This window comes from Clostridium sp. Marseille-Q7071 (assembly GCF_965112025.1).
The window spans coordinates 4,396,669-4,419,029 of record NZ_CBCOPR010000001.1 but is presented as its reverse complement, the minus strand read 5'-3'; the positions used below and the strand labels follow the sequence as shown (position 1 = coordinate 4,419,029).

The window sequence follows — 22,361 nt, the reverse complement described above, 5'->3', positions numbered from 1 at the left end:
AGATATATCCTCCTATTGTTATATTCTCAATATACATAGTAGTTAAAATTTATAAAAAAGTGCTATTAAAGCAAAAAAATGTTGATAAAAATGCAACAGTTAAATAAAAGAAAATATGCTACATATAATGTAATATGAGAAATTATAAGTTTATACATTTTTAAAAAATAAAAACACAGTATGTAGTTAACTTAAAATGTTTTAATAGTTGTTTTTATATAATTTATAGGAGGGATATCCTTGAATGAAAATAAAAAGGAGTTGGGAATAGGGAGAATAATTAAACCTATTTTAGAGGAAAAATCTCTTTCAATTCGAAAATTAAGTAAGATTACAGGTATAGATACATCAACTATTTCTAGAATTCTTAATGGAAAACAGCAAGCTAATATTAAACATTTAGAAAAATTGTCTAAAGCATTAGAAATTCCATTAGAAAATTTACTAATAGCTTCAGGATATGATTTAAATAATGTAAAAGAGAAAAAACAATCAAAATATAATTATAATAATAAAATTGATGACATAGAGGATATATTTAACTTCTCTAATATTTTAGAAGATGATTATATAAATGAACAAATTAAAGGAGAGTTAGATAAATACGAGAAATATGTTTTAACATCAGAAGGCAGTTCAATGGTTCACAATAATTTTAGTGAAAAAATAAAAAATGTTGGTGAAACTGGAGCATTTGTTGATAAATTGAAAGAAATGTATAGATTATTTTGTTCTGATAATATAACTACTAAAGAACTTATAATACTTGGAAGTGGACTGCTTTACTTCATTATCTCAACAGATATTATTCCAGACTTTATCTTTCCAATAGGATTTTTAGATGATGTTATAGCTATAAAAATAGTCCTTAATAAATTTTCTCAATTATCAACGGAGGAAGATAGGCATAGCTATAATTAATTCACAGTTAACCATTGTAGAAACTTCTCTCTTCTACAATGGAGAATGGACAATTATAGTTACTTCTCCTATAAAGGAGAAGTTTTAAATTGATTTCTTATAAAAACTAGCAATTGCATTGCTAGTTAAAAAATCAGTTAAAGAAATTAGTTTTATTAAAACTAATTTCAACCCTAATTGTCAATTGTCCATTGATGAAGTTGTTCATCAGAGGTAGATAACTAACCTCAAATCATCTTTTCATAAAAAATCCTATTATATAGAGTATCCATATATGTATAGGATAAAAAGCATAAAATAAATATTTTAAATCACTACCTTTCTTTCCATTATAGGAAAAGAAGAATGGTATGGAAAATATCATCATCCATTGTATGTTTTCTATGAATAATCCATTATAGCTAAAGTCGCTTCCTATAAATAATAATGAAAATATAGAATAAAATAAAACTAAAGAAAGCTTCTTATCTCTAAAATAATAGAAAATAAAGGTAAGTATAGGACCTAAAATAGAACCTTCCGTAAACAATGATAAAAATAGTATTATCATTATGGATAAAGAAGTTAAAGGTTTATTATTTTCTTTATCACGTACTTCAATAAAATTTAATAATACTATAGAAAATGCCATAGATAAGAAAATATTATTTTTAACTCCTCTAACATCAGTGAAGATAATAGAAAATATTATAGGAGCTAAGAGCATTATAACTCCACAGAAAATTATTCTAAACATGTTTTCAGAAGGAGCTTTATATGCAATATAAGTTGACAGTAGTACTGCAGCTGTAATTATAATACCAACTAAATATATATTTGCGTCTCCATTAGTTATTCCAGAAGGAAAAATAGTGGTTATTAATATATTACCAGATGCCATTATTCCAGATGCAACAAAAAGTCTTTTGGCATAATTGTATTTGCTTCTTGTATGAAAATACCCATCTATTAATAAAAAGAAAAATATAGGTGCTACTAATCTTCCTACGTAGTGAAACCATAAAGGGGTATTGGGTATAAAGCTTGCTATATGGTCAAGTAACATAAAAAAAAGCATTATAAGTTTTAATTGAAATCTATTAAACATAATGGAACCTCCTTTAAATTGTATTTTACAAATTTTAATATATATATTTTAGATTACTTAATTCACAATGCACAATTCACAATTATGGATATTTCTCAGCAGAAGCTGAGAAATTTAAAATTGATTCTCATTTTTAAGATAGCTTATTTATGGTCATAAATTATAATATATGTATAACTAAATTCTAATATATGTAAATTATAAAGTAAATATTTCCAAAGCATATAGCATAAAAATTAATTATTTAAATCAATAATAATTGTTATTTGATATTGATAATTGTTTTCATATAGTATATAATGAGGTCATAAAGGGTATATAAAACACAAAATGAGAAAAAAATAAGGTAATTAGAATTTAAGGAGGAAAAATGTATGGAAAGATTAGTAGGTAGAAAAGCACCAGATTTTAAGATGAATTCAGTTGCTGGTGACGGAAGTGATTTTAAGGAGATAAAATTATCAGATTACAATGGTAAATGGCTAGTTATGTTTTTTTATCCATTAGATTTTACTTTTGTATGTCCAACAGAGATTACAGGATTTAGTAAGAGAGCGGATGACTTTAGAGCAATGGGCGCAGAGTTATTATCAGTAAGCGTTGACTCAGAATATTCACATCAAGCATGGATAAAAAATGGCCTTGGAGAAATTAATTTCCCTATGGCTTCAGATATAACAAAGCAAGTTTCAAAAGAATACGGCACACTTGTTGAAGAACAAGGAATTTCTTTAAGAGGATTATTTATAATTGATCCAAGTGGAGAAGTTAAATATTCAGTTGTACATGATTTAAATGTTGGTAGAAGTGTTGATGAAACATTAAGAGTATTAAAAGCACTTAAATCAGGAGGACTTTGTCCAGTAGATTGGCAAGAAGGAGATAAACATCTGTAGTCAATTTTTATCCACATATTAAATAGACATTTTAAAAATTAAATAGCATTTATATAAATTAAAAGATGCATGTATATTAGGTTATACATGCATTATTTTTTTATATATCTTTATTTAATGGTTATTAGGATATATGAATAGCCGTGCCTTCTGGTATATTATCATATATCCACTTAGCATTTTCTAGAGCTAAACGTACACATCCGTTAGAAATAGCCATTCCGAGTCTTCCATCTCGTATAGATCCATCAAGGTTATATAAAATTGAGTGAAAGAGGTAATTACCTTTTATTTGTGTGTAATATCTAGCTATATATCCATGACTAGCACCAAAAGAAAGTCCTTTAATTCCAACAGTGAAATTTCCTTTAGGGGTAGGGGTAGATGGCTTTCCAATTGAACATAAGTAACTTTTGATAAGTTTCCAATTATTTTTTGAACCTTGAAATATATTTACTTTAAAATTTTTAGTATCCACCCAAATGAAATAATTAGTGCTACTAGCAAAATTATTTTTATTTACAAAATCTGTAGCTGTAGATATATAGTTAGGATCTTTTCTCAAAGCATCATTTAGGGCTGTTACTTTATACTTAATTAGACGATAAGGTCTACGTAATAAGTTTTTTAGTGTATCTTTCATTATCTTCTCCTATAAAATACTACCTTACTTATATTATATAAAGAATGTAGTAAATATTTCATATTATGTTATAGCAAATTATGTCATTTTTAATAATATAGTATAAGGATAATTACGCAAATTTTATTTATTTGCCCAAGTATTGTATTGGGAGGTGGGTTAATGTCGGCTATTGTAAAAGTTAATAATGTTAATATGAGCTTTTATACTTTAGAAGGAGAGCTTCAAGTTCTTAAGGATTTAAATTTTTCCGTAGAAGAGGGTAAAATTTTAGCCCTTTTAGGTCCTTCTGGTTGTGGTAAATCTACAATGCTAAATATTTTGAGCAATCTTTTAAAACCAACTTCTGGAGAAGTTCAGATCAATGGTAAGATTGGTTATATGTTTCAAAGAGATCATCTTTTAGAGTGGAGAACTATAATGGACAATATAACTATTGGTCTTGAAATACAAAAAAAACTTAATGATGAAGCTAGAAAAAAAATAGAAAATCTTTTAAAAGTTTATGGGCTTTGGGATTTTAGAAATAGGTATCCCAAAGAGCTATCCGGTGGAATGAGACAAAGAGTTGCACTGATTAGAACTCTTTCTGTTGATCCAGATATTTTACTTTTAGATGAAGCTTTTTCAGCATTAGATTATCAAACTAGACTTTTAGTTAGTGACGATATTTATAAAATCATAAAGAATGAGAAAAAAACTACTATACTTGTTACTCACGATATATCTGAAGCTATATCAATGGCTGATTTTGTGGTGGTTTTATCGAAAAGGCCATCAACTATAAAAGGCATATATGATATTAACCTTACAGTTAATGAAGAAAAAACTCCTTTATCTGCACGGAAGGCGCCAGAATTTAAGGATTATTTTAATCTTTTATGGAAGGAGTTAGATATTTATGAAAAATAATTCTTTAACCCCATATGAAAATTTTTTAAGGAAAAGAAAAAGAGAAAAACGAATGATTTTATTTTGGCAAATATTTATTCTTGTATTACTTTTAGGATTATGGGAAATTTTGGCGAGAGTTAATGTTATAGATACTTTTCTATTTAGTAAGCCATCAGATATACATGTACTATTCATGGACTATATGAGGAATGGAGAATTATTTAAACATATAGGCATATCTGTATGGGAAACTGTATTAGGATTTACTATAGGCACGATTTTAGGAATTTTAATAGCTATAATGCTTTGGTGGTCTAAAACTGCTTCTAAAATTCTAGATCCTTATTTGGTTGTTTTAAATGCTCTACCTAAAACTGCACTAGCTCCAATTCTTATTGTTTGGGCAGGAGCAGGAATTAAGGGAATAGTTGTAATAGCAATAACAATATCAGTAGTTACAACAATTTTATCTGCATACAACTATTTTGTAAATGCAGATGAAGAAAAGATTAAAATGCTGCAAAGCTTTGGTGCTACTAAAGGACAAATCCTAAGAAAATTTATACTTACTTCAAATATAGGTAACATCATAAATATAGTAAAGATAAATATAGGTATGTCTTGGGTAGGGGTTATTGTTGGTGAATTTTTAGTATCTAGATATGGTATAGGTTATTTAATAGTATACGGTGGACAAGTGTTTAAATTAGATTTAGTTATGATGGGTGTTGTTGTTTTAGCAATTTGTGCATTAGTTATGTATCAAATTGTTAATGTGATAGAAAAGCTTTATAGGGAAAAAAGAAATTAAGGTAATTCTTAAACTTAGAAATAGGAAAAAATAAATAATAAGATATTTCTTATATAAAAATTTTATTGTGGTGGTGAATTTATGAGCAAAATAAAAAAAATGGCATCAATTTTAGCTTGTCTATCAATAGCTGCAGTAATTTTAGGTGGCTGTTCTAAAAAGGATGATTTGGTTAAGATAAAAGTTGCAGAAGTTACTCACTCTATATTCTATGCTCCTCAATATGTAGCCATTAATGAAGGATTCTTTAAAGATGAGGGGTTAAACGTAGAGCTTATAGCAGCTCAAGGAGCAGATAAGACTATGGCTGCCCTTGTTTCAGAAGAAGTACAAATAGGGCTTATGGGACCAGAGGCTTCAATTTATGTTCATAATAAAGGAAGTAAAAACTATGCTATAAACTTTGCTCAAGTTACTAAAAGAGATGGAAGTTTTTTAGTTGCTAGGGAAGCCCATGAGAATTTTAGAATGAATGACTTAAAAGGAAAAGAACTACTTGGTGGAAGAAAAGGCGGTATGCCTGAAATGAGCTTAGAATATGCAATAAAGAACGCAGGGCTAACTATAGGTGAAAATGTTAAAGCAGGAGAAGTAAATGTAAGAACAGATATACAATTTAATGTAATGGGAGGAGCATTTAGTGCAGGAGAAGCAGATTATGTAACCTTATTTGAGCCATTGGCTACAGCTATGGAAAAACAAGATAAAGGTTATATAGTAGCATCTGTAGGAGAATTATCAGGAGAAATTCCATTTACAGCATATTCTGTAACCAACACATATATGGAAAAGAATCCTGAAATAGTTCAAAAGTTTACAAATGCTTTATATAAAGGACAGTTATATGTTCAAAATCATAGCTCTGAAGATATAGCTAAATCTATACAGCCATTCTTTACTGATATTAAGATGGAAGATTTAGTAGTTGTAATTGAAAGATACAAGAAAATAGATGCATGGTGTGAAAATCCAATACTAAAAGAAGAAAGTTTAAATAGATTAATGGATGTAATAGAGCTTGCAGGAGAACTTGATAAAAGAGCACCGTATGATAAAATAGTAACTACTAAATATGCAGAGAAAGCTATAGATAATATTGTGAAATAAATTTTCAACTGAAATCTCTTTGTGTTTTACATAGGGGGATTTTTTAATTTTTTTCAATAATTTTAGGTATAATTAAGTTCCTGAAGTTTAAAATAGCAACCATCATGAAAAATAATCTAAAAACAATCATAAGAATGAATGTTTTCATTTGTTTATTTTTTGCTTAATCATTTAAGTATTAAAAATAAATAGCAAGAATATTCCCAATTTACAATATTTTGAATAAGGTATATAATTATATTGTAAAAACATACAAATTAGTATTAATATATATATTTTTGTTATTAATGGAAGGGGGTATATATGTTTTCAAATGAAAATCCTAAATATAAAAGTAAATATCGTAAATTTATTATATTATTTATTATTGTTCAGCTTTTAATAGGATCAATAAAACAACATTTTCACCCAGATGATAGTATTAGATTTTACTTCGATATTGAAAATATAATAGCTACATTTTTGTTAATCATTTTATATTTTATGGAAGTAAGGCAACAAAGAAAATTCAATATCCAAAATAAGAATTTGATTCAAAAAGATTATACAAAGCGACAATTTTCATTCAGTATATTAATAGATATTTTTATTTTAGCAAGTCTACTTTATAATATTTATAAAGTAGTTTCTATTTTTATTTAATGATAAATAAAACGAATAAATTTTAAAAAATATCTAGGTGGCTTTATAGCTTAGGGTGTATAGAAATCTGAAAGGATTAGTTTATTATGAATAATAAATTCTTACATGAATTGCAAGAAGATATTTTAAATGAAAAATCACTTTATATATTATATGAATTAGTTTTTATTTTAACTTTTTTTATTACAGTTGAAAATATAAGATTATTTCTTGATGTATTTAGAGTTATTATATCTGGAATAGCACTAATATTTTTAGTTTTAATTTATTTAAAATGCAAAGATTCTAGAAATAAAAAAGAGAATAAAAAAATTATTAATTATATAATTTTTTTTATTGTGTTAAATTCTGCATGTATATATGCTTTTATAAAAGATTTAAAATATATTTTATAATTTTCAAGGGAAGTCTGGTTACTTTCCTTAATGTATTTTTTAGAACAATCTGTACTAAAGCTTTGCATATATTATTGAATTAATATATGTTTTAATAAAATATCTTCATATATATATTAATTCTCAAACTAGTATATATACTGATTTAATCTTAAAAAAGGGGAATACTAACAAATATAGGTTTACAAAAATAATTTTCAAAGATATAATTAAACAAGGCATCTAACTAGTTATTTTTTTAGATGTCTAAGAGTAAAATTAAATAGTTTTGCGTTGAAGGAGAAGAGTACATAGGTGCAGATTTTAAAGAGAGCCAAGGATGGTGGAAGCTTGGTAAGTTAAACTATGGAAGGAAGCTCTGGAGCTATTAGTTGAAATAAATTTTTGGAGTAAACTAATGGGATTCTTCCCTTAAAGAGAAATGAGTGGGTTAAATTACTAATAAATTAGCCAATATAGGTGGTACCACGGAAGTATGTCTTTCGTCCTAAGTTTTAGGATGAAGGACTTTTTTTATTGTATTCACAATTGTGAATTAAATCCACCTCTGGGGAACAGTAGTGAAGCCCTTTAGGGTTCCCCTGAGGTGCAGTATAGTGTGGAACAAGAATTAGTGAATTTAATTAATGTTATGGATATATGCAATATAACTAAAGTATTGTCTACTATATTAAATATTCCTCCATATCATGCTGCACACTAAGGGTGGAAATGAATTCAAATCAATATTAATGTAAATAAGTAATACAATTAAATATATAGAAAGATAAGGTGAATAATATGAATTATGAAAATTTAGCAGAACTTCTTTTTCCTACTATTGATAAAACACCACAATATTATATTGAAAAGTATCCAGCTAGAAACCTTAAAGAAGGTGCATGTGTTACAAGATATGCACCTAGTCCAACAGGTTTCCAACATATAGGAGGAGTATTCTCAGCACTTGTTGATGAGAGAATAGCAAGTCAAAGTGAAGGTGTTTTTTACTTAAGAATTGAAGACACTGATCAAAAGAGAGAAGTAGAAGGTGCTATTGTTGATACCATTTCAACTATGAAAAGTTTTGGTCTTAATTTTAATGAAGGTATGATTGATGAAACTAATGAGATAGGAAACTATGGTCCTTATAAACAAAGTTTAAGAGGGGAAATATATAAAACCTTTGCTAAAGATTTAGTTAGAAGAGGATATGCTTATCCATGTTTCTGTTCAGAAGAAGAAATTAATGCTACAAGAGAAGAACAAACATCTATAAAAGCCAACCCAGGATATTATGGAAAATGGGCAAAATGTAGAAATTTAAGCTTTGAAGAAATTAAAGAAAATATTGAAAAGGGAGAAAAATTTATTTTAAGATTAAAATCTCCAGGAAACATTGAAAATAGAGTGGAAATTCAAGATTTAATTAAAGGTAATATATCTTTCCCAGAAAACGATCAAGATATAGTTATAATAAAATCTGATGGACTTCCAACTTATCATTTTGCTCATGCTGTAGATGATGGATTAATGAGAACTACTCATGTTATTAGAGGAGAAGAATGGTTATCATCACTTCCAACACATGTTCAGTTATTTGATATTGTTGGATTTGACAAACCTAAATATTGTCATACACCAACTATAATGAAGCTTGATGGAAACTCTAAGAGAAAATTAAGCAAGAGAAAAGATCCAGAAAGTGCTGTTAGTTATTATAGTGAAGAAGGATATCCAATGGTTTCAGTTGTTGAATATTTATTAAATATCATCAATTCAAACTTTGAAGTATGGAGAGAAGAAAATCCTTTTGTAGACTATAAAGAGTTCCCAGTAGAATTAGAAAAAATGAGCAAAAGTGGTGCACTGTTTGATATTATAAAATTAAATGATGTAAGTAAAAATGTTATTTGCAGATTAAAGGCGCCAGTAGTATATGATTACTATATAAATTGGGCTAAAGAATATGATAAAGAAATGTATGATTTAATGATTAGTAATGAGAAAATGGCTAAAGAAATCTTTAACATAGATAAAGAAGGGCCAAAACCAAGAAAAGACTTTGCAAAATGGAAAGATGTAAGAGAGAAAATTTTCTTCTTCTTTGATAAATTATTTGAAGAAGATGCTACAGAAAATATAGAGCTTCCAAAGAATGTTGGGCTAGAAGAAGCTAAAAGAGTTATAGAAGCCTATAGTAAAGCTTATAATTTCAACACAGATAAAGATACTTGGTTTGAAGAACTTAAAGCTGTAGCTGTAGAATTGGGCTATGCTACAGATAGAAAGAGCTTTAAGAAAGAACCAGAGGCTTATAAAGGTATGGTTTCAGATGTAGCTGGAGTGGTTAGAGCTGCTTTAACTCATAGAGCTAATACACCTGATTTATATACTATAATGCAAATCATGGATGAAGATTTAGTTAGAAGTAGATTTAATAAATTTTTAAATCTTTAATAAATAAGAAAAGTCGTGAGAAATTCACGACTTTTCTTATTTTATATTAAATCTTAAGAAATCTTAATACTTTTTTAAGCTGTAGCTTAAGATTTATATTTTATACTACTCTCATATTAAAAATAGGGGGTATTATAAAGTGGAATTAAGTAATTTTATAAAACAATATTTAAAAAATCCAAAAACAGTAGGTGCTGTAGCTCCAAGTTCAGAAAAATTAGCATATAAAATGATAGAAGATATTAACTTTTTAAATGCTTCTTGTATTATTGAATATGGTCCTGGTACAGGAGTTTTCACGGAAAAAATATTGAATAAAAAGAAGGATAGCACTATATTTATAGCTATAGAGTATAATAAGGAGTTTTATGAAATATTAAAAGATAAATTTAAAGAAGAAAATAATTTTATACTTGTGAATGATTCAGCAGAAAACTTAAAAGAATATATTCATAAATATAATATTGATAAGATAGATTATGTAATATCAGGTCTTCCATTTACTAGTTTACCAGATTCTATGGGTCATAAAATATTATCTGCTACAAAAGAAATACTTGGAACTAAAGGAGAGTTTATAACTTTTCAGTATACTTTGCTTAAAATGAAACTTTTTAAAGATTATTTTAGAAATATTAAAAGAAAAAGAGTGTTTTTAAATCTTCCACCTGCTCACGTTTTAAAATGTAAAAATAAATAAAATGGAGTGATTGATTTGAATGAAAAGGTGCTGATAGTTGATGATGATAATGAAATTAGAAATGTTGTATCCATATATCTTAAAAATGAAGGATATGAAGTGTTACAGGCTGAAAATGGATATAAAGCTCTAGAGATTATAAAAGCAGAGTCTATAGACTTAGTATTATTAGATATAATGATGCCTGAATTTAATGGGATAGAACTTTGCAATGAAATAAGAAAAAATTATGTTATGCCTATAATTTTTTTATCTGCTAAAGATGCAGAAATTGATAAAATATTAGGATTATCTTCAGGAGCAGAAGACTATATTACTAAGCCTTTTAGTACAGTAGAACTTATTGCAAGAGTTAAGTCACAACTTAGAAGGTATAAGAGATATAATCAAATAGATAAGAATGAGAAAATAATTGAAATAGGAAATTTAAAGATAAATTCTGACACAAGGCAAGTTTTTGTAGGGAATAGGGAAGTCTCACTTACTTCAAAAGAATTCGATATTTTAGAGCTTCTTGTTAGAAATAAAGGAATAATTATGAGTATTCCTAGAATTTATGAAACTGTATGGAAGGAAGAATTCTTTAAATCTGATAATACAGTAATGGTTCATATAACAAATATAAGGCAGAAAATTGAGGAAGATCCTAAAAATCCAATATATATTAAGACTGTATGGGGAGTGGGATATAAGATATGAAAAACTTAATTAGGAGCAAAATAAGCATAAAACTTCTGCTTGTTTTCATTATTAGTTTTACTTTATCTATAATAATCGGGACAATTTTTGCAACGTATACTTCTGTTTATTATTTCTCAAAAAATGAATATAACCTAAATGTAACTATTTTTAACTTTCTTGTTATAATGGTATTTGTAGTAGGGATAATAACATTTATTTTAGTTTTTTATTTAATGGTTAGAAAAAAAATAAAATATATAAAATATATATCTGAAAAAGTAGGAGAAATATCAAAAGGGAATATAGGATATACCATTGATGTTAAAGGAAATGACGAAATTGCTGAGCTTTGTAATAGTATAAATATAATGTCTTTAGAACTTAAAGAAAAATTTGATAGTGAACGAGAAAATGAAAGAATAAAGAATGATTTAATAATAAATGTTTCTCATGATTTGAGAACTCCACTAACATCTATTATAGGTTATCTTGAAATTATAAAAGATAAAAAGTATAAAGATGAGAAATCAATGGAAGAGTATATAAAATCTGCTTATAATACTTCAATAAAAATGAAAAAATTAGTTAATGAACTATTTGAATATACAAAGCTTTATAATGATGATCTTAAATTAAGAAAAATTGATGTAGATTTATCATCATTAATTAATCAAATTGTAGGAGAATATATACCAATATTTGAACAGAATAATCTAATATTAGAGCAAAAAATTGAAGATACAGAACTGAAAGCTAATATAGATGTAGATCAATTTATGAGAGTTTTAGACAATTTTCTGACTAATGCTTTAAAATATGCCTATAAGCCTTCAAAGGTTTTAATAGAAGCAAATAAAGTAGAAAACAAAGTTAAAATAACAGTAAAGAACAAAGGAGATAATATATCAGAAGATGAGATAAATAAAATATTTGATAAGTTCTACAAGATTGATAAATCAAGAAAGGACAGTTTAAATGGTAGTGGCATAGGACTTTCTATAGCAAAAAAAATTATGGAGCTTCATGAGGGAAAAATATGGGCAGAATGTAAAGACAATATTATAAGTTTTAGTATAATAATTTAGATGGCTAATAGTTTAAAAGGCTTGCTTATGGTAGGTCTTATTTTTATGTATTTATAGAATAAGTATCAATAATTCTAAATTGTTCATTGTGAATTTAATACTTCTAATTAAAGTACCAAAAATAATATTTATTTTGATATATAGATAAGCATTATGCTATGCATAGTAAGTTTTAATTAATTCATTTATAAAATAATATTAAGGAGTGAAATTAATGGATATATTACAATTACTTATGCTATTAATACCAATAGATGAATGTATAAGAACTAAAAAGTTAAGAAAATTAATATATGTACCTGTAATGTTATATTTCTTCATAGGAATACCGTTCTTAGAATTTGTTACTAAAGACAAAACTATTCTTTTAATATATTTAGTTATAGGATGTTTAATTACTTTTTTATTTGGATATTTAGATATATATAAGTTTGAAGCAATACAAACAAAAAAGCAGTAGAAAATTACTTTCTACTGCTTTTCGATTATTTTAATTTAAATGAACTTTTTAATGAAACAATTCTATTAAACACTATTTCATCACCTGTAGAATATTTAGAATCTACATTAAAGTAACCATGTCTAAATAATTGATATTTATCTTGAGGTTTAGTTCCCTTAACACTTGGTTCAATGAAGCCTTTAAGTATTTCTAAAGAATTTGGGTTGATTTGCTCTAAGAAATGTTTATCTTCTCCATCTTCATCATCAAGTATTAATGGTTCATATAATCTAAACTCAGCTGGAATACTGTGTTTAGCATCTACCCAATGAATTGTTCCTTTAACTTTTCTTCCAGTGAATCCAGTACCACTTTTAGTTTCTGGATCATAAGTACAGCGAATTTCTACAACGTTTCCATCTTCGTCTTTGATAACTTCATTACATTTTACGAAATAAGCACCTTTTAATCTTACTTCGTTTCCAGGGAATAACCTAAAGTATTTTTTTGGTGGTTCTTCCATGAAGTCTTCCTGTTCTATGTATAATTCTCTTGAAAACGGTACTTTTCTAGTTCCTGCATTTTCATCATCAGGGTTATTTTCGATATCTAACATCTCTATTTCATTTTCTGGATAGTTAGTTATAACTAATTTTAATGGTCTTAACACAGCCATAGCTCTTGGAGCTTTTGGGTTTAAGTCTTCTCTTATGAAGTACTCAAGCATTTGAGCATCTACAGTAGAGTTAGCTTTAGCAACACTTATAGCTCTACAGAAGTTTCTTATAGCCTCTGGCGTATATCCTCTTCTTCTTAAACCAGCTACTGTTGGCATTCTTGGATCATCCCATCCATCAACTACATGTTCATCAACTAACATTTTAAGTTTTCTTTTACTCATAACTGTATTAGTTATATTTAATCTTGCAAACTCAATTTGTTGAGGAACAGACTCCATTTCACATTCTCTAACAAACCAATCATAAAGTGGTCTATGATCTTCAAATTCTAAAGTACAAATAGAATGAGTTATGCCTTCAATAGCATCTTCAAGTGGATGAGCAAAGTCATACATTGGATAAATACACCATTTATCGCCAGTATTATGATGAGTAGAGTGAGAAATTCTATAGATAATTGGATCTCTCATATTGATATTTGGAGAAGACATGTCTATTTTAGCTCTTAATACTTTTTCGCCGTCTTTAAATTCTCCACTTTTCATTTTTTCAAACAAGCCTAGATTTTCTTCAACAGTTCTATTTCTGTGAGGACTCTCTTTTCCTGGCTCTGTCAATGTACCTCTATATTCTCTAATTTGCTCTGGATTTAAGTCGCAAACATAAGCTTTACCTTTTTTAATTAAAACAACTGCTCTATTATACATTTCTTCAAAATAATTAGAAGCAAAATGAAGATTATCCCAGTCAAAGCCGAGCCATTTAACATCTTCTTTTATAGATTCTACATACTCAGTATCTTCTTTTATAGGATTAGTATCATCGAATCTTAAGTTAGTTTTTCCTTTAAATTCGTCAGCTAGCTCAAAGTTTAAAACTATTGATTTAGCATGACCAATATGTAGGTAGCCGTTTGGTTCAGGTGGAAAACGAGTTATTATTTCCTTATGCTTACCACTTTTTAAATTTTCAATTACTATGTTTTTTATGAAGTTAGATGAATTAAATTCGTTTGACATAATGCATACCTCTCTTGTTAAATTATTTAAGCATCTGAAAGAAAATAACAAGGTAAAGATGTTAGTCTATTTTATCTCATATGCCTTATATCAGATAAGTCGTTAGGTTCTGTTATAGTAGTAATATAGACAGAACCAAACAACGCAGTATGATACAAAATAGGCTAACATACTATCTCATTATTTTTTTAAAGATGTCTAAAACAAACATAGTTAATAATTATTGATATCTCTACTATATTTATTTACATTTACCTTTAATCATAAACCAATTATGGAAAAAAATAAAGACTTTACTTACTTATTTACACATTTATAAAATATCATATATAGATGTACCACTTCTAAATTTAATCTACCTCTAAAAATAATTAACACTTATTGGTATAGTCACTAAAACTACTAAATTCAAAATTCACAGTTCACAATTCACAATTGTAGATATTTCTCAGTGGTAACTGAGAAATTTAAAATTGATTAACCGTAGCGACGAACAGTGTTCGTCATATATTATTGAATAAATATTGAACTATAAGACGTATTAAAAAAAACTGGCGAACACTGTTCGCCCCTACAATAAATCACTAGCAATTGTATTGCTAGTTAAAAAATCCATTAAAGAAATTATTTTGATCAAAAATAATTTTCACCTTAATTGTGCATTTTGCATTGTGAATTGTGAATTAAAATACCATAGAGATATATATTAAATTTTAAAGTAGTATATATAGGTTATTATAGTTTTCCTTATTAAATTTTTATTATTATCTTTTTATTATTCCTAGCTACTTAGTGTCTTATAATAAAAGTACTTAATGTCATAATGAAGATTATATTTGACGTATTTAATGCGACAAAATATATTCATTCTTTCTTAAAAATAAAGAACTCTAGAGAGAAACAGGATAATTTATAACTTTAAAAAAATATGCTGCAAGGAGATAGTAAATCTTAATAAAATTTTATTAAATAAGTAGTTTTCAAAAATACAAAAAGACCTATTTAAAATAGGTTTAAAAAATAGTTTTTTCTATATAAGGTTTATATCAATAGAAAAAACATTAAATCATTTATATAAGTTGTAGTTACTAAATTCTATTTCTCCAAGAAGCATTTTTTCTAAGGAATCAAAATTATAATTTCTGCTAGGTATCTTATTCCAAATACTTTCTTTCTTGGCTTTGATATTTTTGCTTTTAATATTTTTATTCTTTTTAAAAAGTAAATTTTTTTGATGTTCTATTGGGTCTACTTTTAAAGTTATTGTATAAAGATTTGAAGTACTTCCTCTTCTTTGCTTTTTTATAATTCCTGCAGCTATCAACTCATTTAAGTATCTTTGAATAGTTCTTACAGATTTTCTTAAAATATTAGCTAAATAGCTTTGGGAAGGGAAGCATTGAAGCTTGTCTCCATAGCACATACTTTGAAGTAAGAAATGAAGCTTAAAAGCTCCAACAGAAATATTATAATTTAAAACCTTATTATCAATTTTAGTATATAACATAGCCATTCCTCCTAAAATACATAACTCTAATAAGCAAATATGCAATTAGGAAAAAAATTTATAAAATATTTTTAAAAACTATTCAGTATGCTATCAAACTATGCCATAAGAATTTGCTAATAGAAAAAATATATTTTAAATAATAAGTTAAGGAATAAATTCTATATTAAGAGAAAAAATAATAGTAAATAAACTTATTATATAAAGGAGCGTTTTTATGAGTCATAGAGAACCAAAAAAAGCAAAAAAGACTAATAAAGAATATACTAAAAATGAAAAACCAGAAATGATTAAAAATGGAGATATGAAAAAACAAAAAAGGGGGGGCTCTATTGATTTAGAATAATATTTTCTAAAAACTTGGAGCAGAATCAAAAAGCATTATAAATTATTAAAATTATTCAATAAAAAATCGTGATTAAATATCACGATTTTTTAATTTTAAATTATTACAATATATTTTTTAATTATTCCGTCATATTTAGTAATACTTTAAAAATTCATTAATATTATATTAATGTAATAAATTTTAAGAGGTAATATTAATGGCTGTAGAAATGCTTAAATTACATCCAAGCAATCCTACAAATGAGCAAAGATATGAGATGGTTAAAGAATCATTAAATGAAGTGGGAAGACCAGAAGATTTTTATAATGTAATTAACTTATTAAGTCCTCCACCTGATATTACAAACTATGCTCCACCATTATCCTTAAAAGGGGTGAAAATAGGAATTATAGGTGGAGGTGCTGCAGGATTAAGTTCTGCTTTTGAATTAAGAAAATTGGGAGCAGATATAACTATTTATGAAGCATTAAAAGATAGAATTGGTGGAAGAATTTATACCTATTATTTTGATAAATCTAAAAAACTATATGGGGAACTGGGAGCAATGAGAGTACCTGCATCTCATGAAACTACATGGCATTATATAAACTTATTTAGTTTAAAAACTAATCCCTTTGTTCAATATAATCCTATGACATTTTTACTTGTTAGAAACAGAAGGATAAGAAATACTAGTGAAAATATAGAGAAATATATCTATCCTTTATTTCCTTTAAGAAAATGGGAAAGAGATACACCTTGGGATGAGCTGCATAATTATGGAATGATTTCTTCTATGAATAATTTAACCCCAAAAGAAAGAACAGATATTTTAAGGATACTTCCTAGATATAGCTTACCATATGAATATCTAGATAACCTTAGTATACGTCAAGTATTGCAAAAGAATAAATTAAGCCAAGGTGCTATAGAGTTAATAGCTGGAGTTGATGTTTTAACATCACCATTCTTTAACGCTTCTTATAATGAGCTAATGCAGGAAAATTACCCAGTAACTTTTAACTATTTGTATCAAATTGATGGTGGTATGGTTAACCTTCCACTTGCATTCCATAGAAGCTTAACTTCTGAAGAGCCAACAGAATATGAAAATATACCTCGACATATGCTAGGAACATGTAAATGGAAATCAGGTTGTGTAGTAACCGGAATATATAAAACGAGTAATAAACATGAAAGAGTATCTATTGAGTATAGGAATACGGATAATAATAGAACCTATATGGAAACTTTTGATTATGTAATATGTGCTATTCCTTTTAGTACTTTAAGGGAAGTGGATGTAGCTCCAGTGTTTAGCGCTAGAAAAATGCAAGCTATTAAAGAATTTACTTATGAAAACTCCCTTAAAACATTTTTTTACTGCAAAAGGCGCTTTTGGGAAGATGACGAATATTATGGTGGTATATTAGGGGGAGTATCTTACACTGATGAGGCAATTCAGTCAATTGTTTATCCTTCTGATCATGCAGTTAGGCAGGTTTATTGCCCAGAAGAACCAGGAATATTATTAGCTTCTTATAGCTTATCTTTAGATTCTATTCGTGTAGGAGGTATGAAAGAAGAAGCAAAATTTGAATTAACTAAAAGACAAGTAGAAAAAGTGCATGGACTTCCTGCTGGTTATTTAGATAACATAGTAAAAGAGTATAAAAGTATTGACTGGAATACAGAGCCATATTTTAGAGGTGCCTTTGCTGTAAATGCACCAGGACAGAAACAATTATTTACCTATAATATTTTACAACCAGAGTATAATGGAAGAATATTTTTTGCGGGAGAACATGCCTCTGCTAACCATGCATGGATACAAGGTGCTCTTTATAGTGGTAAGTTTACAGCTAATAATTTAGCAAAATATGCTATGAGTCATAAAAATCAATGTTAACAAATATATTTTTATTTCCATTAATCCATCCTTTTATGAACCTGTTATTTTTCATATAAAAAAGATAGCAGGTTTATTTATATAGATAAAATAGCAAAAAACCTACTAACTTTCTAAAGGTTAATAGGTTTTTAATTTTAACAGAATTTTTAAAAAAATATTTTAAATTTCATTATTTTATTGTTCAGCATGATGAGTTTTATCAAACTTAATTTCCCAGTGAATAACAAAGGTTAATATTGCTCTTAATAAAATTATTGCAGCTAAAATATACATTTCATCAAGGGTTCTTATAAGTACAGTTTTTAATATCTCACCTGCTAATTTAAATTCCAAAGCAAGTGCTAAAGCTTCAGCAAAATCTACTTTTATTAAATTAGTACTTGGATTAAATAAGCTTTTTATATACTGATAAAATCCCTTAAGCGCAGAAATTACCACTATAATAATTCCTATTAATTCTAAAAAATGAATAATATAAGGAAGTATTAAGTTAATAAGATGTTCTAGACTCACTTTAATCATCCTCCTATGATTCTATACATGGTTAAGGGTAATATATTCCACTAATCAATAGGAAAATCCTTTATTCTACAAAATATATTAAATAATATAGTGATTTATTCAATATATTTAAGATTTTTTACATTAGCTAACAAATAAGTATAAACTTTATATCTATTATAGTTAATCTGTCAAATCTAATAGTGGTAATTTTACTTCAAATGTGGTTTTTTCTTCATCACTATATGCAGTTATTTCTCCATTATGTAATTGGACGATATTTTTTGTTATAGCTAAACCAAGTCCTGATCCACCAGTCTCTTCTGATCTAGATTTTTCCACTCTATAAAAACGTTCAAAAATATGTGGTAAATCAAGTACTGGTATAGGATCACCATAATTAATTACTTTTATAACCGCAGTATTATCTTCTTTATTTGTAACAATATCAATATATTTGCTATGTTTACCATAAGTTATACCGTTGGAAATTAGATTTTCAAATGCTCTCACTAATTTATCGCCATCACCAAGAACTATAAGTCTATCTTCTGAAAAAAATAATCTTTCTTCCATATTCGCACTTTCAAGTTGAAAACGAAATTGTATAATTAATTGATTTAATAACTCCACAATATTAATTGGATTTTTACTAATTTTAACGCCACCATTTCCCATTCGGGTAAGTTCAAATAAATCATTAATTAAAAGATTTAATCTTTTAGATTTTTCATAGGCAATATTTACATAATATCGTAATTGAACTTCATCTCTATAACGGTCTTCTTCAATCACTCCAAGATATCCAATGATTGACGTTAAAGGAGTGCGTAAGTCATGAGAAACATTTGTGATTAATTCATTTTTAGATTGTTCTGCTATACGCTCATCTACTGAATTATTTAATCGTTCAATAATAATATTCATATTTTTAGCAGTTTTACCTAGTGTATTTCTTGATTCTATAGTAAGCTTTTCATCAAAACCTCCCTTAGCAACAAGATCTATAGCATTAATAATTTGAATAAAGTGCTTTGCTTTTTTATGAGTAAATAAAAATAAAATTAATATAAAAATAAAAAGCCACAATATGTAGGATAGAAAACGTAATTCGCTCAAAGGAATATAGTCTGATACCCTTCTAGGAATTTTCAAAAATCGCCACATAATTGGATCATATCCAGAATCAATAAGAATAGGATAGAACATATCCTTAAGAGTAATTAAAATTAAGTAAGAGAGAAACATACTTAGAACAATTACAGATATATATTTTATTTGAAGTTTATAGATAGTGCTTTTTTTCAATTTTATAACCTACTCCCCAAATTGTATGAATTATTTTTTCTCCACCCATAGCTTTTTCTAATTTATCTCTAAGCTTACTTATATGAACCATAACTGTATTGTTAGATTGATAATATTTTTCTTTCCATACCCGTTCAAATATCTCTTCAGCACCAAAAACTCTTCCAGGGTGGCTTGCTAGAAGGTGTAAAATTTCAAATTCAGTAGAAGTTAAATTTATATTTATGTCATCTACAAGTACTGAATGAGTGGATTTTTTTATAACTAGTGAATCAATTCTAATAATGTCTTCATCTTGTGAATTCATCATATTTTCATTAAAATAATAAGCTCTTCTCAATAGAGTTTTTACTCTTACAGTTACTTCTAATGGATTAAAAGGCTTAACCATATAATCATCAGCACCAGTGATTAATCCAGTAATTTTATCCGTATCTTCATTTTTGGCACTTAACATAAGAATAGGTATATTTAATGTTGTCCTAATTTGTTTACATACCTCTATGCCATTCAGTTCAGGCATCATTATATCTAAAATAACAAGTTGTATATTGGTATTTTTAATTATTTTTAATGCTTCTACGCCATTGTAGGCTTTAAATATTTTATATCCTTCATTTTTAAGGTAAATTTCTAATAAATCTACAATTTCATGATCATCATCTACAATAAGTATATTTTTATCCATAAAACCCTCCTATATTAATTTAGCTACAACTAGAATATATCGTTAGTAAAAAGTAATTTCATCCATAATTGTCCATAGTCCATTGTCAATTATCCATTATTCTGAAGTAGCTATTTGAGATATACATACATTTATAGATGTATACAACACTATTATAGGACAATTTTATATAAACATATATACTATAATTATCAAAGATAATTTCAATATAGATTCATAACTATAAGCTCCAAATAAAATCGATTATTTATTTAGATATTCTTCTAAAGTAATGCCTTGTGTTGTTATAATTTCAGCCACTTCTTTTCCAACGTATCTTATATGCCATGGCTCATAACTATATCCTGTTATATCTTCTTTACCTTTAGGATATCTTATTATGAATCCAAATTTATAACAATTGTCTTTTAACCAAATTCCTTCAGCAGTAGTTTCAAAACTTGTACTAAAATCTTTATTGGTTATGTCCATAGACAAACCTGTGTTATGCTCACTATATCCAGGTTTAGCAACAAAGCTATCAGCTAATTCTTCTCCTTGACGTTTTACTCTTTCTTCATAGGTCTTCTTTTGGGTTTTGTAGGAACGATAACCAGACAGTGCATATAAATTTATTCCTTCATCTCCTGCTGCTTTAAATAATTCTTCTAAAGCATCACCGGCTTCTTTTCTCATTAATTTCTCTTCTTTTGTCATATTTGAAAAAAATCTCACATTAGGTTTTATTAAATCTTTAGGCTTATAATTTTTACCTATAGAATGCTCTCTATTTACTAGTACTAAAATATCATCAGAATTTTTTTCAACACTTACCTCACTTGAAATATCTGATTTACTTGCTACTTTAACCATTCCAACAACACCTAAAACTATAATTATTATATATAATACCCCTCTAAATAATTTTTTCAAAACTATTCCTCCTTAAATTAGATAATTTCTATTTAACACTAATAGCAATATTTAAGATTATTTATTGAAAATAACTTTAAATATTTGGCTAAAGGCTAATATACTTTGATTTTAAGAAAAATAGTTTAAAAAAATTATAATAAAACCTTAAGAATTCTTAAGGTTTAGCATTTAAACAAATTGAAAATTGACGATTGACAATGGACAATTATTGATACTTCTCTTTTATAAGAGAAGTTTTAAATTGATTTCTTTTTGAAGTTACACAGTAACTGGGTAAAAAAAATTAGCAATTGTATTGCTAGTAAAAAATTAATTTCAACCACAATTGTCAATTTTCAATTCTCAATCCTCCATTGATTAACTTCTCCTGAGGTGGAGAAATAGCAATATTATTACTATTAATTAAAGAAATTAATAGATGATTAATCCTAGTTTTTCTAATATAATAATTTATATGTATTAAAAGTATTCTAGTGAAATTTTTAAAATTTAAATGTATTTATTACTTTAAAACCTTAGTAAGATAATAGGAGAACAGTGTATGACAAGTAAAAATATTGAAATGATGAAAAAAATTATTGAAGAAAAGAAAAATAATAGTTCAAAACAAAATTGTATGCAAAGGGCAGAAAAATCAATGGGACAACTAAGAAAGGGAAAAAGCAGTAAAAAAACTGGTGGATTATTTGATAAATAGAATATTAATTGATATTTTATTGATAATATTAAAATAAAAAAGCATTAAGTTTAAATAAAAACT

At 26.9% G+C, this 22,361-nt stretch carries 23 protein-coding genes and 1 other annotated feature; of the genes, 15 read left to right on the top strand and 8 right to left on the bottom strand.

What is annotated here, in order from left to right; all coding sequences use genetic code 11:
• The first annotated feature begins 240 nt into the window (after positions 1–240).
• Positions 241–921 (top strand): helix-turn-helix domain-containing protein, encoded by a 681-nt coding sequence (locus tag ACWPW7_RS20965; RefSeq protein ID WP_454055122.1) that lies wholly within the window; start codon positions 241–243, stop codon positions 919–921.
• A 232-nt stretch (positions 922–1,153) separates the two neighbouring features.
• Here the strand turns inward: ACWPW7_RS20965 and ACWPW7_RS20960 are convergent, their stop codons facing one another.
• The gene (locus tag ACWPW7_RS20960; RefSeq protein ID WP_454055121.1) at positions 1,154–2,008 is read right to left on the bottom strand and encodes a TraX family protein; all 855 of its coding nucleotides are present in this window, start codon (positions 2,006–2,008) and stop codon (positions 1,154–1,156) included.
• Between the two features lie 374 nt (positions 2,009–2,382).
• Here ACWPW7_RS20960 and ACWPW7_RS20955 point away from each other — a divergent pair, with 374 nt between their 5' ends.
• Positions 2,383–2,904: a peroxiredoxin gene (locus tag ACWPW7_RS20955; protein WP_291567952.1), complete on the top strand. Its 522-nt coding sequence runs from the start codon at positions 2,383–2,385 to the stop codon at positions 2,902–2,904.
• A gap of 124 nt (positions 2,905–3,028) precedes the next feature.
• Here the strand turns inward: ACWPW7_RS20955 and ACWPW7_RS20950 are convergent, their stop codons facing one another.
• On the bottom strand, positions 3,029–3,547 hold the full coding sequence (locus ACWPW7_RS20950; RefSeq protein WP_454055120.1) for a L,D-transpeptidase: 519 nt from the start codon (positions 3,545–3,547) through the stop codon (positions 3,029–3,031).
• Positions 3,548–3,709: 162 nt separating this feature from the next.
• Between ACWPW7_RS20950 and ACWPW7_RS20945 the strand changes: the two genes are divergently transcribed.
• The 10 genes from ACWPW7_RS20945 (at position 3,710) to ACWPW7_RS20900 (ending at position 12,761) form a co-directional block, all read left to right on the top strand.
• Entirely contained in the window at positions 3,710–4,459 is a 750-nt protein-coding gene (locus ACWPW7_RS20945; RefSeq protein WP_291567672.1) for an ABC transporter ATP-binding protein, read from the top strand.
• Positions 4,449–5,252 carry an ABC transporter permease gene (locus tag ACWPW7_RS20940; RefSeq protein ID WP_454055119.1) on the top strand — a complete coding sequence of 268 codons (804 nt, stop codon included), beginning with the start codon at positions 4,449–4,451 and terminating at the stop codon, positions 5,250–5,252. Before ACWPW7_RS20945 ends, ACWPW7_RS20940 begins: the two co-directional genes overlap by 11 nt.
• A gap of 81 nt (positions 5,253–5,333) precedes the next feature.
• The gene (locus ACWPW7_RS20935) at positions 5,334–6,359 is read left to right on the top strand and encodes an ABC transporter substrate-binding protein (RefSeq protein WP_454055118.1); all 1,026 of its coding nucleotides are present in this window, start codon (positions 5,334–5,336) and stop codon (positions 6,357–6,359) included.
• 303 nt (positions 6,360–6,662) lie between these two features.
• The gene (locus ACWPW7_RS20930; RefSeq protein WP_454055117.1) at positions 6,663–7,001 is read left to right on the top strand and encodes a hypothetical protein; all 339 of its coding nucleotides are present in this window, start codon (positions 6,663–6,665) and stop codon (positions 6,999–7,001) included.
• A gap of 86 nt (positions 7,002–7,087) precedes the next feature.
• Positions 7,088–7,396, top strand: coding sequence for a hypothetical protein (locus ACWPW7_RS20925; RefSeq protein ID WP_454055116.1), 309 nt, complete (start codon positions 7,088–7,090; stop codon positions 7,394–7,396).
• A 264-nt stretch (positions 7,397–7,660) separates the two neighbouring features.
• Positions 7,661–7,889: a binding site (T-box leader), on the top strand.
• A gap of 287 nt (positions 7,890–8,176) precedes the next feature.
• Complete coding sequence (gene gltX / locus ACWPW7_RS20920) at positions 8,177–9,835, top strand: glutamate--tRNA ligase (protein WP_454055115.1); 1,659 nt, start codon at positions 8,177–8,179, stop codon at positions 9,833–9,835.
• A gap of 139 nt (positions 9,836–9,974) precedes the next feature.
• Positions 9,975–10,535: a class I SAM-dependent methyltransferase gene (locus tag ACWPW7_RS20915; RefSeq protein ID WP_454055114.1), complete on the top strand. Its 561-nt coding sequence runs from the start codon at positions 9,975–9,977 to the stop codon at positions 10,533–10,535.
• Positions 10,536–10,550: 15 nt separating this feature from the next.
• Entirely contained in the window at positions 10,551–11,234 is a 684-nt protein-coding gene (locus ACWPW7_RS20910; protein WP_454055113.1) for a response regulator transcription factor, read from the top strand.
• 215 nt (positions 11,235–11,449) lie between these two features.
• The gene (locus tag ACWPW7_RS20905) at positions 11,450–12,301 is read left to right on the top strand and encodes a HAMP domain-containing sensor histidine kinase (RefSeq protein WP_454055112.1); all 852 of its coding nucleotides are present in this window, start codon (positions 11,450–11,452) and stop codon (positions 12,299–12,301) included.
• Positions 12,302–12,515: 214 nt separating this feature from the next.
• Positions 12,516–12,761, top strand: a complete 246-nt coding sequence (locus ACWPW7_RS20900; protein ID WP_454055111.1) for a hypothetical protein — start codon at positions 12,516–12,518, stop codon at positions 12,759–12,761.
• 25 nt (positions 12,762–12,786) lie between these two features.
• Here the strand turns inward: ACWPW7_RS20900 and ACWPW7_RS20895 are convergent, their stop codons facing one another.
• Complete coding sequence (locus ACWPW7_RS20895; RefSeq protein ID WP_454055110.1) at positions 12,787–14,442, bottom strand: glutamine--tRNA ligase/YqeY domain fusion protein; 1,656 nt, start codon at positions 14,440–14,442, stop codon at positions 12,787–12,789.
• 1,066 nt (positions 14,443–15,508) lie between these two features.
• Entirely contained in the window at positions 15,509–15,949 is a 441-nt protein-coding gene (locus tag ACWPW7_RS20890) for a helix-turn-helix domain-containing protein (RefSeq protein WP_454055109.1), read from the bottom strand.
• A gap of 217 nt (positions 15,950–16,166) precedes the next feature.
• On the opposite strand from ACWPW7_RS20890, the gene ACWPW7_RS20885 reads away from it, so the two are divergent.
• Positions 16,167–16,295: a hypothetical protein gene (locus ACWPW7_RS20885; RefSeq protein WP_454055108.1), complete on the top strand. Its 129-nt coding sequence runs from the start codon at positions 16,167–16,169 to the stop codon at positions 16,293–16,295.
• A 199-nt stretch (positions 16,296–16,494) separates the two neighbouring features.
• On the top strand, positions 16,495–18,186 hold the full coding sequence (locus ACWPW7_RS20880; protein WP_454055107.1) for a flavin monoamine oxidase family protein: 1,692 nt from the start codon (positions 16,495–16,497) through the stop codon (positions 18,184–18,186).
• Between the two features lie 177 nt (positions 18,187–18,363).
• Here the strand turns inward: ACWPW7_RS20880 and ACWPW7_RS20875 are convergent, their stop codons facing one another.
• The 4 genes from ACWPW7_RS20875 to ACWPW7_RS20860 all read right to left on the bottom strand — a co-directional run bounded on the left by ACWPW7_RS20875 (position 18,364) and on the right by ACWPW7_RS20860 (position 21,598).
• Positions 18,364–18,702 carry a DUF1622 domain-containing protein gene (locus tag ACWPW7_RS20875; RefSeq protein ID WP_454055106.1) on the bottom strand — a complete coding sequence of 113 codons (339 nt, stop codon included), beginning with the start codon at positions 18,700–18,702 and terminating at the stop codon, positions 18,364–18,366.
• 171 nt (positions 18,703–18,873) lie between these two features.
• Complete coding sequence (locus tag ACWPW7_RS20870) at positions 18,874–19,998, bottom strand: sensor histidine kinase (protein WP_454055105.1); 1,125 nt, start codon at positions 19,996–19,998, stop codon at positions 18,874–18,876.
• A complete protein-coding gene (locus tag ACWPW7_RS20865) occupies positions 19,976–20,686 on the bottom strand; it encodes a response regulator transcription factor (protein WP_454055104.1) in 711 nt (236 codons plus the stop codon). The genes ACWPW7_RS20870 and ACWPW7_RS20865 overlap by 23 nt, the downstream gene beginning before the upstream one ends.
• A gap of 243 nt (positions 20,687–20,929) precedes the next feature.
• Positions 20,930–21,598 (bottom strand): M15 family metallopeptidase, encoded by a 669-nt coding sequence (locus tag ACWPW7_RS20860; RefSeq protein ID WP_454055103.1) that lies wholly within the window; start codon positions 21,596–21,598, stop codon positions 20,930–20,932.
• 544 nt (positions 21,599–22,142) lie between these two features.
• Between ACWPW7_RS20860 and ACWPW7_RS20855 the strand changes: the two genes are divergently transcribed.
• Positions 22,143–22,298 carry a hypothetical protein gene (locus tag ACWPW7_RS20855; protein ID WP_454055102.1) on the top strand — a complete coding sequence of 52 codons (156 nt, stop codon included), beginning with the start codon at positions 22,143–22,145 and terminating at the stop codon, positions 22,296–22,298.
• Positions 22,299–22,361: the final 63 nt, after the last annotated feature.

Coding starts and splice junctions, on each gene's coding strand:
- ACWPW7_RS20960 (WP_454055121.1), bottom strand. CDS start 2,008: ATGTTTAATAGATTTCAATTAAAACTTATAATGCTTTTTTTTATGTTA.
- ACWPW7_RS20955 (WP_291567952.1), top strand. CDS start 2,383: ATGGAAAGATTAGTAGGTAGAAAAGCACCAGATTTTAAGATGAATTCA.
- ACWPW7_RS20950 (WP_454055120.1), bottom strand. CDS start 3,547: ATGAAAGATACACTAAAAAACTTATTACGTAGACCTTATCGTCTAATT.
- ACWPW7_RS20945 (WP_291567672.1), top strand. CDS start 3,710: ATGTCGGCTATTGTAAAAGTTAATAATGTTAATATGAGCTTTTATACT.
- ACWPW7_RS20940 (WP_454055119.1), top strand. CDS start 4,449: ATGAAAAATAATTCTTTAACCCCATATGAAAATTTTTTAAGGAAAAGA.
- ACWPW7_RS20935 (WP_454055118.1), top strand. CDS start 5,334: ATGAGCAAAATAAAAAAAATGGCATCAATTTTAGCTTGTCTATCAATA.
- ACWPW7_RS20930 (WP_454055117.1), top strand. CDS start 6,663: ATGTTTTCAAATGAAAATCCTAAATATAAAAGTAAATATCGTAAATTT.
- ACWPW7_RS20925 (WP_454055116.1), top strand. CDS start 7,088: ATGAATAATAAATTCTTACATGAATTGCAAGAAGATATTTTAAATGAA.
- gltX (WP_454055115.1), top strand. CDS start 8,177: ATGAATTATGAAAATTTAGCAGAACTTCTTTTTCCTACTATTGATAAA.
- ACWPW7_RS20905 (WP_454055112.1), top strand. CDS start 11,450: ATGGTTAGAAAAAAAATAAAATATATAAAATATATATCTGAAAAAGTA.
- ACWPW7_RS20900 (WP_454055111.1), top strand. CDS start 12,516: ATGGATATATTACAATTACTTATGCTATTAATACCAATAGATGAATGT.
- ACWPW7_RS20895 (WP_454055110.1), bottom strand. CDS start 14,442: ATGTCAAACGAATTTAATTCATCTAACTTCATAAAAAACATAGTAATT.
- ACWPW7_RS20890 (WP_454055109.1), bottom strand. CDS start 15,949: ATGTTATATACTAAAATTGATAATAAGGTTTTAAATTATAATATTTCT.
- ACWPW7_RS20885 (WP_454055108.1), top strand. CDS start 16,167: ATGAGTCATAGAGAACCAAAAAAAGCAAAAAAGACTAATAAAGAATAT.
- ACWPW7_RS20880 (WP_454055107.1), top strand. CDS start 16,495: ATGGCTGTAGAAATGCTTAAATTACATCCAAGCAATCCTACAAATGAG.
- ACWPW7_RS20865 (WP_454055104.1), bottom strand. CDS start 20,686: ATGGATAAAAATATACTTATTGTAGATGATGATCATGAAATTGTAGAT.
- ACWPW7_RS20855 (WP_454055102.1), top strand. CDS start 22,143: ATGACAAGTAAAAATATTGAAATGATGAAAAAAATTATTGAAGAAAAG.